15 protein-coding genes are annotated in these 13,171 nt (G+C 63.1%); 9 read left to right on the top strand and 6 right to left on the bottom strand.

Annotated features, from left to right (window positions below; genetic code table 11):
- Nucleotides 1-6 precede the first annotated feature (6 nt).
- Nucleotides 7-783: a zinc ribbon domain-containing protein gene (locus tag ASE85_RS22195; protein WP_156358182.1), complete on the top strand. Its 777-nt coding sequence runs from the start codon at nucleotides 7-9 to the stop codon at nucleotides 781-783.
- Nucleotides 783-1,190 (top strand): hypothetical protein, encoded by a 408-nt coding sequence (locus ASE85_RS22830; RefSeq protein ID WP_156358181.1) that lies wholly within the window; start codon nucleotides 783-785, stop codon nucleotides 1,188-1,190. Before ASE85_RS22195 ends, ASE85_RS22830 begins: the two co-directional genes overlap by 1 nt.
- Nucleotides 1,191-1,351: 161 nt before the next feature.
- On the opposite strand, the gene ASE85_RS04115 is transcribed toward ASE85_RS22830, so the two are convergent.
- The gene (locus ASE85_RS04115) at nucleotides 1,352-1,768 is read right to left on the bottom strand and encodes a GtrA family protein (protein WP_056683791.1); all 417 of its coding nucleotides are present in this window, start codon (nucleotides 1,766-1,768) and stop codon (nucleotides 1,352-1,354) included.
- 45 nt (nucleotides 1,769-1,813) lie between these two features.
- Here ASE85_RS04115 and ASE85_RS04110 point away from each other — a divergent pair, with 45 nt between their 5' ends.
- Nucleotides 1,814-3,712 (top strand): hypothetical protein, encoded by a 1,899-nt coding sequence (locus tag ASE85_RS04110; protein WP_056683789.1) that lies wholly within the window; start codon nucleotides 1,814-1,816, stop codon nucleotides 3,710-3,712.
- Here ASE85_RS04110 and ASE85_RS04105 read toward each other — a convergent pair.
- Nucleotides 3,674-4,132 carry a nucleoside deaminase gene (locus ASE85_RS04105; RefSeq protein ID WP_056683786.1) on the bottom strand — a complete coding sequence of 153 codons (459 nt, stop codon included), beginning with the start codon at nucleotides 4,130-4,132 and terminating at the stop codon, nucleotides 3,674-3,676. The genes ASE85_RS04110 and ASE85_RS04105 overlap by 39 nt on opposite strands.
- Nucleotides 4,133-4,173: 41 nt before the next feature.
- Nucleotides 4,174-4,395 (bottom strand): hypothetical protein, encoded by a 222-nt coding sequence (locus ASE85_RS04100; protein ID WP_056683783.1) that lies wholly within the window; start codon nucleotides 4,393-4,395, stop codon nucleotides 4,174-4,176.
- A gap of 146 nt (nucleotides 4,396-4,541) precedes the next feature.
- Here ASE85_RS04100 and rpmB point away from each other — a divergent pair, with 146 nt between their 5' ends.
- Complete coding sequence (gene rpmB, locus ASE85_RS04095) at nucleotides 4,542-4,835, top strand: 50S ribosomal protein L28 (RefSeq protein ID WP_056683780.1); 294 nt, start codon at nucleotides 4,542-4,544, stop codon at nucleotides 4,833-4,835.
- 190 nt (nucleotides 4,836-5,025) lie between these two features.
- Here the strand turns inward: rpmB and ASE85_RS04090 are convergent, their stop codons facing one another.
- Nucleotides 5,026-6,009: an esterase-like activity of phytase family protein gene (locus ASE85_RS04090; protein ID WP_056684360.1), complete on the bottom strand. Its 984-nt coding sequence runs from the start codon at nucleotides 6,007-6,009 to the stop codon at nucleotides 5,026-5,028.
- A 188-nt stretch (nucleotides 6,010-6,197) separates the two neighbouring features.
- Here ASE85_RS04090 and ASE85_RS04085 point away from each other — a divergent pair, with 188 nt between their 5' ends.
- The gene (locus tag ASE85_RS04085) at nucleotides 6,198-6,638 is read left to right on the top strand and encodes a glycine zipper 2TM domain-containing protein (protein ID WP_056683777.1); all 441 of its coding nucleotides are present in this window, start codon (nucleotides 6,198-6,200) and stop codon (nucleotides 6,636-6,638) included.
- Nucleotides 6,639-6,708: 70 nt separating this feature from the next.
- On the opposite strand, the gene ASE85_RS04080 is transcribed toward ASE85_RS04085, so the two are convergent.
- The gene (locus tag ASE85_RS04080; RefSeq protein ID WP_056683774.1) at nucleotides 6,709-6,951 is read right to left on the bottom strand and encodes a hypothetical protein; all 243 of its coding nucleotides are present in this window, start codon (nucleotides 6,949-6,951) and stop codon (nucleotides 6,709-6,711) included.
- A gap of 78 nt (nucleotides 6,952-7,029) precedes the next feature.
- Nucleotides 7,030-7,248 (bottom strand): hypothetical protein, encoded by a 219-nt coding sequence (locus ASE85_RS04075; RefSeq protein ID WP_056683771.1) that lies wholly within the window; start codon nucleotides 7,246-7,248, stop codon nucleotides 7,030-7,032.
- A 229-nt stretch (nucleotides 7,249-7,477) separates the two neighbouring features.
- Between ASE85_RS04075 and ASE85_RS04070 the strand changes: the two genes are divergently transcribed.
- From ASE85_RS04070 to metH, 4 genes are all read left to right on the top strand, one after another.
- Nucleotides 7,478-8,455: an ArsR/SmtB family transcription factor gene (locus ASE85_RS04070; protein WP_056684357.1), complete on the top strand. Its 978-nt coding sequence runs from the start codon at nucleotides 7,478-7,480 to the stop codon at nucleotides 8,453-8,455.
- Nucleotides 8,442-9,377: a methylenetetrahydrofolate reductase gene (metF, locus tag ASE85_RS04065; protein ID WP_056683768.1), complete on the top strand. Its 936-nt coding sequence runs from the start codon at nucleotides 8,442-8,444 to the stop codon at nucleotides 9,375-9,377. The genes ASE85_RS04070 and metF overlap by 14 nt, the downstream gene beginning before the upstream one ends.
- Nucleotides 9,374-10,420, top strand: coding sequence for a homocysteine S-methyltransferase family protein (locus ASE85_RS04060; RefSeq protein ID WP_056683765.1), 1,047 nt, complete (start codon nucleotides 9,374-9,376; stop codon nucleotides 10,418-10,420). Before metF ends, ASE85_RS04060 begins: the two co-directional genes overlap by 4 nt.
- A gap of 112 nt (nucleotides 10,421-10,532) precedes the next feature.
- Entirely contained in the window at nucleotides 10,533-13,145 is a 2,613-nt protein-coding gene (gene metH / locus ASE85_RS04055) for a methionine synthase (RefSeq protein ID WP_056683762.1), read from the top strand.
- The last annotated feature ends 26 nt before the right edge of the window (nucleotides 13,146-13,171 follow it).

Below are 13,171 nucleotides of genomic sequence, written 5' to 3'. Positions count from 1 at the left end.
AGCCGCATGCATCTGGCCCGCCGCCCTGTCCATCTGCTGTCCGGTCTTATCGAATGTGGCGTGTGCGGCGGCAAAATCGGAGTGGCCGTCAACGGCCGCTATGGCTGTCTCAACCATCATCGTCGCCATATGTGTGCCAACAACCGGACCATCCTTCGCGAAAAGCTGGAACAGCGCGCGCTGTCGGGCCTTGCCGAACGACTGGTTTCACCGGACAAGGTGCAAGCCGCCGTCTCCGCCTATGCCGAATATATCAACCGCGAGAACCGCGAACAGCGGACGCAGATGGAAGCGGATGTCCGCGCGATGGAGAAGGTCGAGCGCGCCATTGGCGGGATCATGGCCGCGATCGAGGACGGGCTGTATCAGCCTGCGATGAAGGCCCGCATGGACGAGCTCGAACGGCAGAAGGCCGATATCACTGCCCGCATGGCACAGGCACCGCAAGCAATCCCCGACGTGCATCCCGGCATTGCTGAAATCTATAAGCGGCAGCTGGATCGGTTCAGCCAAGCGCTCGAAGACCCGGAAACCCGGCTCGATGCCTCGGAGGCCATCCGCTCATTAATAGACCGGATTGTCCTGCATCCTGGCGAGAAGCGCGGCGAAATCCACGCCACGCTCCATGGCGCGCTCATGGGCATTCTCGAATTTGTGCAAGACAACCCTCGACCTGTAGCCGCTGTTACGACAAAGGCGGCCTCGGGTTCACGGGAATGGCGAAAATGGGTGGATTGCAGACGGTCCGGTCTTGCTGCTATTTCATGGCAAGCAGACACTTGATGCACCTTGTGCAGCTACGAATATCGAGACAAGAAATGTTATCAAGTAAGGATAAGCTGCCCAAAGGGCGCTCTTACCCCCTAAAGCCATCAGAGCTTGAACGGGCTATTTCTCATCACGATTTGAGATTACCCGTAGAATTTACGCGATGGGATAAATTTGACGATGTTCTACAAGCTTCATTTTACCCCGATGGAAGTTGGCCGGGTCACGACGGCGATTTCATTTGGGTATATTGTAAAGCTGTCCCTTCTGAAATAAGAACTGCCATAAGTTCAAAAATGCTTACCGAGGCTATACCGCAATTGATGGCTTGGGCTAAAAATATTGAAAGCCTTGACGCAAAATCAACTATACGGAGAGAAAAGCAGTCCTACCGCTTCTCATTCGACGGCAACATGCGTTGAATGTCTCTAAATGGGCGATTGCAGTCATATTTCTGTCGTCATGCTGGGCTTGACCCGGCATCCCGCTTTCTCCGAGAGTCAGAAGAAGCGGGGCCCCGGACCAAGCCTGTCCTGAGCCTGCCGAAGGGGCCGGGGTGACGGAAGTTGGTTGGGCGCTGTCGTCACTTGAACACCCATTGCCGGTTCAGGCCGAACATCACCGCCGGGGTCACGAAGAGCATCGCGGGGATGGGGGACCATTCGGGCCAGCCCATATGGGTGACGCACAGGAACACCCAGAGCGCGTTGAGGGCGTAGCTGACCAGCGACACGAGGACGAATTTCGCGCCGCGCGTGGCGTGGCTGGTTTGCCCGCCATGGCCGCGGAAGGTGAAGAGGCTGTGGCTGACATAGCCGATCGCCACGGCGGCGAGATAGCCGATGAAATTGGCGGCCTGCGGATGCAGGTCGGCGAGCGCCGCGAGGCTCCAGTAGATTGCCGCCTGGCAGGCGGTGACGAACAGGCCGGTCACGCCATAACGGACGATCTGCCAGAAGAGCGCGCCATGCTCTGCATAAAGTCGTGACAGATATTTCATGGATCGCCCCGTTGCGCTTTGATGCGGAGCGTCTAATCGACTGCCATGACCTTGCCTAGCGTCCAAACCCTGCGCGCCCGCGCCCTGCATTGGGCGCCGATCCTGACCGCTTATACCCAGCGGCACTGGAAATGGCTGACCTTCCTGATCTGGATCGTCATCGCCATCACCATGGTCGCGACGCGCTGGCCCGCCGTTCACTGGCTGGTGCTGAGCGATACGGACGACAATATCCGTTATGTGCAGGTGAAGGACTGGCTGGCCGGGCAGGGCTGGTATGATCTGCGCCAGTACCGCCTTGACCCGCCGGGCGGTGCCAATATCCACTGGTCGCGGCTGGTGGATCTGCCGATCGCGGGGCTGATCCTGTTCTTCCGCGCCTTCGTCGATCAGGGGCTGGCCGACCGGCTGGCCTGCGCCATCGCGCCGTTGCTGCCGTTGTTGTTGCTGATGCTGAGCCTGGGGTTCATCGGGCGGCGGCTGGCCGGGCCGAACGGCTGGTTGCTGGCGGGGCTGGCGCCGCTGGCCGCGCAGATGGGGCTGGGCATGTATGCGCCGATGCGGATCGACCATCATGGCTGGCAACTGGCGCTGGCGGTGACGATGCTGGCGGGGGTGATCGACCGCAATCGCCTGCGCGGCGGGCTGATGGCGGGGGTCAGCAGCGCGCTGTCGATCACCATCGGCATGGAGATGATCGTCTATCTGGCGGCGGGCGGCGGGCTGATCGCGCTGCGCTGGGTGTTCCGGCCGGGGGCGGAGCGGCGGATGCTGCCCTATGGCCTCAGCCTCGCGGGCGCGACGTCGCTTTGTTATGTGCTGTTCGCCAGCTACGCCAATCGCGAGATGGTGTGCGACGCGATATCGCCCATCTGGGTGGCGGTGTTCGGCGCGGCGGGGGCAGGCATGGTGATCCTGTCGATCGCGCCATTGCGCAACTGGCCCGTGCGGATGGCGGCGGGCGCGGTGGTGGGCGGCGCGGTGGCGGTCTTCTTTTACATGAACTGGCCGCAATGCCTGAGCGCCTATCAGATATCGCCCGAATTGCAGCGGTTGTGGCTCGCCAATATCCGGGAGGCCAAGCCGATCACGGCGCAGGCGCAGTCCATGGTCGTGCCGTTGCTGGCGCTGCCGGCGGCGGGGCTGATCGGCCTGCTCTGGGCCGTGTGGGATGCGCGGCGCGATGCCGAGCGGCTTTGGGACTGGGCGACGGTGGGGGCGATGATGGTCTTTTCCACCGCCCTGCTGTTCTGGCAGTTGCGGGCCGGGCCGGCGGCGCAGTTGCTCGCGATCCCGCCCGCCGCCTGGGCCGCGCACCGGCTGGTCGCCGCGATCCTGACGGGGACGCGCCGGGTGCGGATCGCCGCCGGGGTGGGGGTGGCGCTGCTGACGGCGATCGCCTGCGCCTATCCGCTCTATCCGCAACTGGTCAGGCTCTATCAGGAAGCGACCGGCACGAAGCCCAGGCCCTGGCGGCCGTCGGCGATCGCGCGCACCGATGCGATCAAGAAGGCGAACGGACAGTGCCGCACGCTGCCTGCGCTGGAGGTGCTGGACCAGTTGCCGCCCGCGACGATCTTCACCATGGTCGATCTGGGGCCGCGTCTGATCGCGACGACGCATCATAGCGCGATCGCCGGACCCTATCATCGCAACGGCGCGACGATCCTGGACATGCACCATGCCTATGATGGGCCGGCGGATGGCTTCCGCGCGATCGCGGCGAAGCATCATGCCACCTATCTGCTGGTTTGCCCGAATTTCCCGGAAGGGACGATCTATCAGTCGCGCAGTCCGCGCGGCTTCTATGCCGGATTAATGCGGGGGACGGTTCCGCACTGGCTGGTGTCAGTCGAGCTGAAGACAGGGATGATGCTGCCCTATCAGCTTTACAGGATCAATTACTCAGCGTCGGGCGGCGAAAAAGTCGCGGAGCAGCGCTGAGGCTTCGGCTTCGGCGAGGCCGCCATAGACATCCGGCCGGTGCAGGCATTGCGGCTGGGCGAAGAGGCGCGGGCCCTGTTCGATCGCGCCGCCCTTGGGATCGCCCACTGCGTAATAAAGCCGGGCGATGCGGGCGTGGGAGATGGCGCCCGCGCACATGGGACAGGGTTCCAGCGTCACCCACAGGTCGCAGCCGGTCAGGCGATGGTCGCGCAGATGCGCGGCGGCCGCGCGCAGGGCGACGATTTCGGCATGGGCGGTGGGGTCATTGTCGCGGCGGTTGCGATTTTCTCCCTCACCGATGATCGCACCGTCCTTCGTCACGACGGCGCCGATCGGCACTTCGCCCGCCGCCTCCGCCGCGCGGGCGAGTTTCAGGGCGCGGCGCATGGGCGCGGGCAAGGGAAAGGGCGGAGCCATCGGCTCCGCCCGTTACAATATTGTCGGCCGGGAAGGAAGGATCAGGGCTTCTTCACGTCCACGGTGGGCACTTCGACCGTTTCCTTGCGGGTGCCGACCTCCACCTTCGCGACGTTCGCCTCATATTTGGGCAGCGCCCCTTCCTTCACCGCGACTTCGGGCAGGCGGCCGTTCTGCGTCTTTTGCAGATCGATGAAGCCGGTGGCGATGCCGCCAGCCAGAACCAGCAAAATGATGACCAATAGTCCACCAATGACTCGCATTCGTCCCTCCTCTGGGTTAGTGGCCCTTTCAACGCACAGGGTCGCAGAGGGTTGCGATCCTGTCTTGCTGCGGCTTGACGGGGACAGCGAATCCCGTTATCGGCGCGGCTTTCCGAACGAACCCGAATTTCAAAGGTTGATTGAGTATGTCGCGCATTTGCGAGCTGACCGGTAAGGGTCGCCAGGTGGGTCACAATGTTTCCCACGCCAATAACAAGACCAAGCGCGTGTTCCTGCCGAACTTGCAGAACGTGTCGTTGATCTCCGAGACGCTGGAAACCAGCGTCAAGCTGCGCGTGTCGACCCATGGTCTGCGTTCGGTCGAACATAATGGCGGCCTGGACAACTGGCTGGTCAAGACCAACGACGACAAGCTGTCGCTGAAGGCTCGCCGCCTGAAGCGCGACATCGTCAAGAAGAAGGCTGCCGTCGCAGCCTGATTTCTGACCGATTCGTTTCGGCATAAGGAGCGGCCCCTCACCGGGCCGCTTTTTTGCGTGGGAATTTGGTCTGTGGCGGCCCGCAAGTCGTGACTTTTTGCGCTTCCGGTGCTCACCTACTTAAGTACGCTGCGCGCCGGTTCTCAAAATTCACGACTTGCGAACCACCCCAAACCAAATTCCTGTCGTGCTATTTCAATCCAAATTTCAGCAGCAATGTGCGCTGGAAAAATTCGTGATTGTCGTCGGATATGATCCAGATGATCGGGCGGCCCTTCTCATGACTGACCGCCAGCCCCTCGAAATTGTCGGCCAGCAGCGGCGGCGCCAGCCGGGCGAGGGGGCGGGCCTTGAGTTCCGTGCCCGGCTCCAGCTTTTGGGGCAGATCGACGATCGCGATGACGCCGGTGAACAGTTGCTCCATGGTCAGGCGGCGGTTGAGGACCAGCACATGCCGGTCGTCCAGCGCCACCGCATCGGTCGGGCGATAGCCGCGCGGCGCGGTGTAGCGCAGGTGGATGGGGCTGGGCGTGTCCTTGTCCGCCGGATCGCCCGCGAAAAGCAGGCTGTCGTGCCGACCGTCCGCCGTCATGCCCATTTCGCCGATCGCCAGAAAGCGGCCGTCGGGCAGGCGGGCGAGCGATTCGATCGATCCGGTCTTGGGCCATGCCATGATCTCCGGCCAGGTGCGGCACGCCTCCACGCGGGCAAAGCCGGGGCTGTAGCGGCAGATTGCCTGTTGCAGTTCGAACCCTACCCAATAGCGGCCGGTCGCCGGATCATGGGTCAGGCTTTCCGAATCCCACGCCCACCAGGGGCGATGGCGGTCCTGCGGGCGGATCGGCAGCGGGGCGATGAAGGGATGGCCCTGGCCGACACCGGGCGCGACGCGGAAGCCGGTCAAAATCCCTGAATCACTGAGGCCCAATATATCGCCCGCCGGCGACACCAGCAGCGCCGATATGCCGCCAAAGCCCGGATTGGCGCTCTCCAGTTGCCAACCGCCCAGATAGGTCAGCGCACCGACATGGGTGAGGCGCGGGTCGATGCTGCTCAATGGCAAAGGGCGGGCCGTGACCAGCAGGGTGCCGGGGCGCACGACTTCCGGCTTGCCCATATGCGGGGCCGGCAGCAGCAGGATGGCAAGAAGGAGGACGGTCAGGATTCGCTGCATCGCGCCTGCCATAGGGCATAATCCGACAGGACGCAGCAGGGCTGTGGCAGGCCGTGCGCAGGTGAACGGCGGCTGACACCCCCATTCAGGCTCGGCTCAAGCCGAATCGGTCATAAGGGCATCAATCGAAGGGCAATCCCGTTCTTTTCAACGGCCGCCCAAGAGGATGGCAAATGAGGAGAAGCGCCATGAAGATGAAGTTTCTTGTGAATCTGGGAGCCGCTCTGGCCATGGGCGCCGCTTCCTTCGCCGTGACGGCAACCCCGGCGGCAGCGCGCGACCATTATCGCGGGGGCTATGAGCGTGGCGACTATTATCGCGGCGGACACGACCGTGGCTGGCGGGGCGATCGCGGGTATCGCGGCTACCGCAACAATGGCTATCGCGGGTATCGCGGCGACGGCTATTATCGCAACAGCTATCGCGGTGGCTATCGTGGCGACCGCTATCGCTGCCGGGACAATGGTACGGGCGGCACCATCATCGGTGCGATCGCCGGTGGCCTGCTCGGTAACGAAGTCGGCAAGGGTTCGGGCCGCTATGGCCGTCGCGGCGATGGCACCACGGGCGCCATCATCGGCGCGGGCGTAGGTGCGCTGGCCGGCCGGGCGATCGACCGCAACTGCTAATTTTTGAACATCGAAAAATGACGAGGGCCGTCCCGATGGGGCGGCCCTTTTCGTATCGTGGCTTTTGGATTCAGGGTTGGGGTGCGGGCCGCGGCGGCACGCGCTGGCGGTCGGCGCCTGCGGCGGTGACGGCGGCGGGGTTGAGGCCGGGATCGGCGCTTTGGGCCGCACCAGTGCGGGCGTCCAGTTGCGCGGCGGCGTCATTCAACGCTTGCGCTTCGCCGGCGCTGACGCCACCGACGCCGTCCTGCGATCCCGATCCACAGGCAGCCAGCATGAGAAGGACGGCGAGCGGAAGGAGAGGACGGACCATATTTGCTCCATAAAGAAAAAGGGCCGCCCCGTTGTCGGTGCGACCCTTTCCTGAATTCAAGACCCGAACGGGACCGAATTACATCGCGTTCGCAGCGTTGTTGGTCGCGTTCGACGCAGCGTTTGCGGCGTTGTCGGCAGCGTTCAGCGCGGCGTTCATGGCGTTGTCGGCGGCGTTCGAGGCGTTCTCGGCCGAGTTGGCGGCGTTGTTGGCCGAGTTTTCGGCGGTGCCGCCCGAGCAAGCGGCCAGGCCGAGCGAAGCGGCGAGAACGAGCGAAAGAGCAATCGACTTGGTCATGGGTTTAAACCCCTCTCTGAGAAAAATAAAAATGCAGACCACTCTCGGAGAAAAGCTCACCCCCCATTGCGCCTGCGGGCCGATTCGTACTGCCTTGGATTGCGCAAGGCAATCCCATTCATGGCACGGAAAGGGGGGATACCCGCCATTTCATCGCTTTATGGATGAAAAATGCACGGAAAATTCACTGGCATTGACGTATATAAAGATTTCTTTATATGATGTGATCATGCACGCGGCACTCGATATATTCCGGGCACTTGGTGACCCGACGCGGTTGCGCATCATCCACCTGTTGCGGGCGATGGAACTGGCCGTGGGGGAGATTGCGCAGGTCGTCGGGCAGAGCCAGCCGCGCGTGTCGCGCCATGTCCGCATATTGGCCGAAGCCGGACTGGTGGAACGGCGCAAGGAAGGAAACTGGGTATTCCTGCGGCTGGGCAAGGATCGCTCGGTCGCACCGTTCGTGGCCCTGTTCGATCGTCTGGAGCCGTCCGACGGCGAAGCCTCGTGGCAGGCGGCGGACCTTGCCCGGCTGGCCGCCGTGCGCGCCGACCGGGCGCGGGCGGCGGAAAGCTATTTCGCCGAACATGCCGAGGAATGGGATGCCATCCGCTCGCTCCACGTTGCCGAAGCCGAGGTGGAGGCGGCGATGGTTGCGCTGCTGGGGCGCGAACCGATCGGCCATCTGCTCGACATCGGCACCGGCACCGGGCGGATGATCGCACTATTGGGCGACGGCGCGCGGCAGGTGACGGCGCTGGATCGCAGCCCGGACATGCTGCGCCTGGCCCGTGCCAAGTTGCCGCAGGATGCCGGCGACAAATATGCGCTGCTGCTGGGCGATTTCCTCGACCTGCCGCTGGAGCCGGAGAGCGCCGACACGGTGGTGCTGCATCAGGTGCTGCATTATGCGCAGGCGCCCGAACTGGTGATCGCGGAGGCGGCGCGGGTGACGGCGACGAACGGCCGGGTGCTGATCGCCGATTTCGCGGCGCATGAACGGGAAGAACTGCGCCTGCGCGACCAGCATGCGCGGCTGGGCTTTTCCGATGAACAGATGACCGGCTGGTTCGCGCAGGCGGGACTGGCGCTGGAACGGGTGGAAACGCTGCCCGGCCAGGAATTGACTGTAGTATTGTGGCTGGGGCGGCAAAGCGCCGATGTCCTGCGTCACGAAGAACGGATTTTCCATGACCCTGAATGATCCCGCCCAAGATAGGCCTGGGCCCCCACTTTATGCGGACCTGGCCGGCGATGCCCGCGTCAGCTTCGAGTTTTTTCCGCCCAAGACGGAAAAGATGGAAGCGCAACTGTGGTCGGCGATCGAGACTTTGGCCCCACTGGCGCCCAAATTCGTGTCCGTCACCTATGGCGCGGGTGGCTCCACGCGCGAACGCACCCATAATACGGTCGCGCGTATCGCCAGGGACACGATGCTGGCTGCCGCCGCGCACCTGACCTGCGTGGCCGCCAGCAAGGACGAGATTGGCGAAATCGCCGACGCCTATTGGGATGCGGGGGTGCGCCATATCGTCGCACTGCGCGGCGATCCGCCGGAAGTGGGTGGCACGTTCGAACCGCATCCGCAGGGTTATACTGGCGCGGCCGATCTGGTCGAAGGACTGATGAAGCGCCATCCGTTCGAGATCAGCGTATCGGCCTATCCCGAAGTGCATCCCGATGCCGCGAGCGCGCAGAGCGACCTGGACAATCTCAAGCGCAAGCTGGACGCCGGGGCGACCCGCGCGATCACGCAATTCTTCTTCTCGCCCGACGCCTATTTCCGCTTCATGGACAAGGTCGGTGCGGCGGGCATCACCGCCGACATCGTGCCCGGCATCATGCCAGTGAGCAATTTCGCCGCGACCCGGCGCATGGCGGCGATGTGCAATACCGATGTACCGCAGTGGATGGCGCGCCTGTTCGAGGGGCTGGACGATCATCCGGCGTCGCGCCAGCTTGTGTCGGCGACGATCGCCGCCGAACTGTGCCGCAAACTATATGAAGGTGGCGTGCGCGATTTCCATTTCTACACGCTCAACCGGGCGGAACTCAGCTTTGCGATCTGCCATCTGCTCGGACTTCGGGCGAAGGCTGTCGTCGCGCAATCGGAGGAAGCGGCATGAATGCTGAACAGCAATTGCGCGCCCTGGCAGCCGACAAGATTCTGATCTTCGACGGCGGCTATGGTACGTCGATCCAGAAACATGGCCTGACCGAGGCGGATTATCGTGGGCAGTTGGACCTGGCCAAGGACCAGAAGGGCAATAACGACCTGTTGTGCCTGACCCGGCCGGACATCGTGGAAGGCATTCACACGGCCTATCTGGAGGCCGGCGCGGACATGATCGAGACGAACACTTTTTCGTCCACGAAGATCGCGATGGCCGATTATGGCTGCGAGCATCTGGTGTGGGATCTGAACGTCGCTGCGGCCAAGCTGGCGCGCGCGGCGTGCGAAAAGGCGACGGCGAAGGATGGCAAGCCGCGTTTCGTGTGCGGCTCGATCGGCCCGACCAACAAGACGCTGTCGATCTCGCCCGACGTCAACGATCCCGCCTATCGCGAGGTCGATTATGATACGCTCAAAGCCGATTATCGCGAGCAATGCGAGGCGCTGATCGCGGGGGGCGTGGATTTCCTGCTGGTCGAAACCTGCTTCGATACGCTCAACGCCAAGGCGGCGGGCATGGCCGCGCGCGAGGCGGAGGCGGCAGCGGGACGCCCGGTGCCGCTGATGCTCAGCTTCACCATCACCGACATGTCGGGGCGTAATCTGTCGGGCCACACGATCAACGCTTTCTGGTATTCGCTGCGCCATTTGAAGCCGCTGACCATCGGGGTGAATTGCGCGTTCGGCGCGGATTTGCTGCGGCCGTATCTCAGCGAATTGTCCAAGAATGCCGATACGCTGATCCTGGCCTATCCCAATGCCGGCTTGCCCAATGAACTGGGGCAATATGATGAGTTGCCGGAAACCACGGCAAAGCTGATCCGCGACTGGGTGGATGAGGGACTGGTCAATATGGTCGGTGGCTGTTGCGGCACGACGCCGGCGCATATCGGCGCGGTGGCGAAGGCGCTGGACGGGCACAAGCCGCGTGTGGTGCCGGAACTGCCGGTCGTGACGCGGCTTGCCGGCCTGGAACCGATGCACATCGCGGCCTGATTTTAGTTCCCCTCCCGCTTGCGGGAGGGGTTGGGGGAGGGCCTGTAAAGGCTTGCCCTCTGACATACCCTCCCCCGACCCCTCCCTGAAGGGAGGGGAGTGAGACATGAAAATGACCACCAAAGCCCCCAATCTCTCCGGCGCCAATTTCGTCAATATCGGCGAACGCACCAACGTCACCGGATCGGCCAAGTTCAAGAAGCTGATCATGGCGGGCGATTATGCCGCCGCGATCGACATCGCGCGCGAGCAGGTGGAGAATGGCGCGCAGATCGTCGATGTGAACATGGACGAAGGTCTGCTCGACGCGGTCGAGGCGATGACCACCTTCCTGAAACTCATGACATCGGAACCGGACATCAGCCGCGTGCCGGTGATGATCGACAGTTCCAAGTGGGACGTGATCGAGGCGGGCCTGAAATGCGTTTCCGGCAAGCCGGTCGTGAACTCCATCAGCATGAAGGAGGGCGAGGAGGCTTTCCTGCATCATGCGCGGCTGTGCATGGCCTATGGCGCGGCGGTGGTCGTCATGGCGTTCGACGAGACGGGGCAGGCCGATACGCAGGCCCGGAAAGTCGAGATTTGCGAGCGCGCCTATAAATTGCTGATGACGATCGGCTTCCCGCCCGAAGACATCATCTTCGATCCCAATATCTTCGCGGTGGCGACAGGGATCGAGGAGCACAACAATTACGGCGTCGACTTCATCGAAGCGTGTCGCGAGATCAAGAAGCGCTGCCCGCATGTCCATATTTCGGGCGGCCTGTCCAACTTCTCCTTCTCCTTTCGGGGGAACGAGCCGGTGCGCCGGGCGATGCACAGCGTGTTCCTGTACCACGCCATTCCGGCGGGACTGGACATGGCGATCGTCAATGCCGGGCAGCTCGACGTCTATGACGCGATCGACCCGGCGCTGCGCAAGGCGTGCGAGGATGTGCTGCTGAACAGCGATCCCGAAGCAGGCGATCGCCTCGTCGCGCTGGCCGAAAGCTTCAAGGGCAAGGATGCCGCGTCGGAAAAGGCGGCGCAGGAATGGCGCGGCTGGCCCGTCGCCAAGCGGCTGGAACATGCGCTGGTCAAGGGCATCGACATGTATGTGGTGGAGGATACGGAGGAATGCCGTCTTGCCGCCGAAAAGCCGATCCATGTGATCGAAGGGCCGCTGATGGACGGCATGAATGTCGTGGGCGACCTGTTCGGCGCGGGCAAGATGTTCCTGCCGCAGGTGGTGAAATCGGCCCGCGTGATGAAGAAGGCGGTCGCGCATCTGCTGCCCTATATCGAGGCCGCCAAGGAGCCGGGCGCCAAGGGCAAGGGCAAGATCATCATGGCGACGGTCAAGGGCGACGTGCATGATATCGGCAAGAATATCGTCGGCGTCGTGCTCCAGTGCAACGGGTTCGAAGTGGTCGACATGGGCGTGATGGTGCCCTGGCAGGATATCATCAAGGCCGCGAACGATCATGACGCGGACATGATAGGCCTGTCCGGCCTCATCACCCCCTCGCTGGACGAGATGGTGACGGTGGCGCAGGAAATGCAGCGCGCCAATATGGTGATGCCGCTGCTGATCGGCGGGGCGACCACGTCGCGGGTCCATACGGCGCTGCGCATCGATCCTGCTTTTACCGGGCCGGTGGTGCATGTTCTGGACGCCAGCCGCGCGGTGGGCGTGGCGACGGCGCTCGTCTCCGAAACGCAGAAAAATGATTTCGTCCAGAAGACAAAGGACGATTATGAACATGTCCGCGTCGCCCGCGCCAACAAGGGGCAGAGCGCGCTGATCAGCATCGCGGATGCGCGCGACAATGGTTTCGAGATCGACGAGAGCCTGAAGGCGCCGCGCCCGCGCCTGCCGGGCGTGCATCGCTTCCCCGACTGGGATCTGAAGGATCTGGTCCAGTATATCGACTGGACGCCCTTCTTTCGCGCCTGGGAACTGGCGGGCAATTATCCCGCGATCCTGACCGATCCGGTGGTGGGCGAAAGCGCGACCAGCCTGTTCGCCGATGCGCGCAAGATGCTGGACAGGATCGTCAACGAAAAATGGCTGACCGCGCGCGGCGTGGCTGGCCTGTGGCCCTGCCGCCGCAAGGGCGACGATATCATCGTCCATGTCGAGGATGAGAAACACTACACCCTGCCGATGCTGCGCCAGCAGATCCAGAAGCGGGAAGGGCGGGCCAATATGTGCCTGGCCGACTTCATCAGTCCTGATGGCGACTGGATGGGCGGCTTTGCCGTGTCGATCCATGGCATCGAACCGCATCTGGCGCGGTTCAAGAATGCGATCGATGATTATTCGGACATATTGCTCAAGGCGCTGGCCGATCGTCTGGCCGAAGCCTTTGCCGAGCGACTGCACCATTATGTGCGCACCGCGCTGTGGGGCTATGCCGAGGGGGAGCAACTGACCAACGAGGCGCTGATCAAGGAACAATATCGCGGCATCCGCCCCGCGCCCGGCTACCCCGCCTGCCCGGAACATAGTCTGAAGCCGATCCTGTTCGAGATGCTGGACGCGCATCATGCGACCGGCGTGACGCTGACGGAAAGCTTCGCCATGTTGCCGACGGCGGCGGTGAGCGGCTTCTATTTCGGCCATGCGCAGGCGGAATATTTCGGCGTGGCGCGGGTCGGCCGCGACCAGATGGAGGATTATGCCCGGCGGCGGGGGATCGACCTGGAAACGGCGGAGCGATACCTGCGGCCCAATCTGGACTAGATGTTGTTCCCCGGCCTGCGCCAGGG

This window comes from Sphingobium sp. Leaf26, assembly GCF_001421665.1.
Classification (GTDB): Bacteria; Pseudomonadota; Alphaproteobacteria; order Sphingomonadales; family Sphingomonadaceae; genus Sphingobium.
This window is presented reverse-complemented; position numbering and strand designations above follow the sequence as displayed.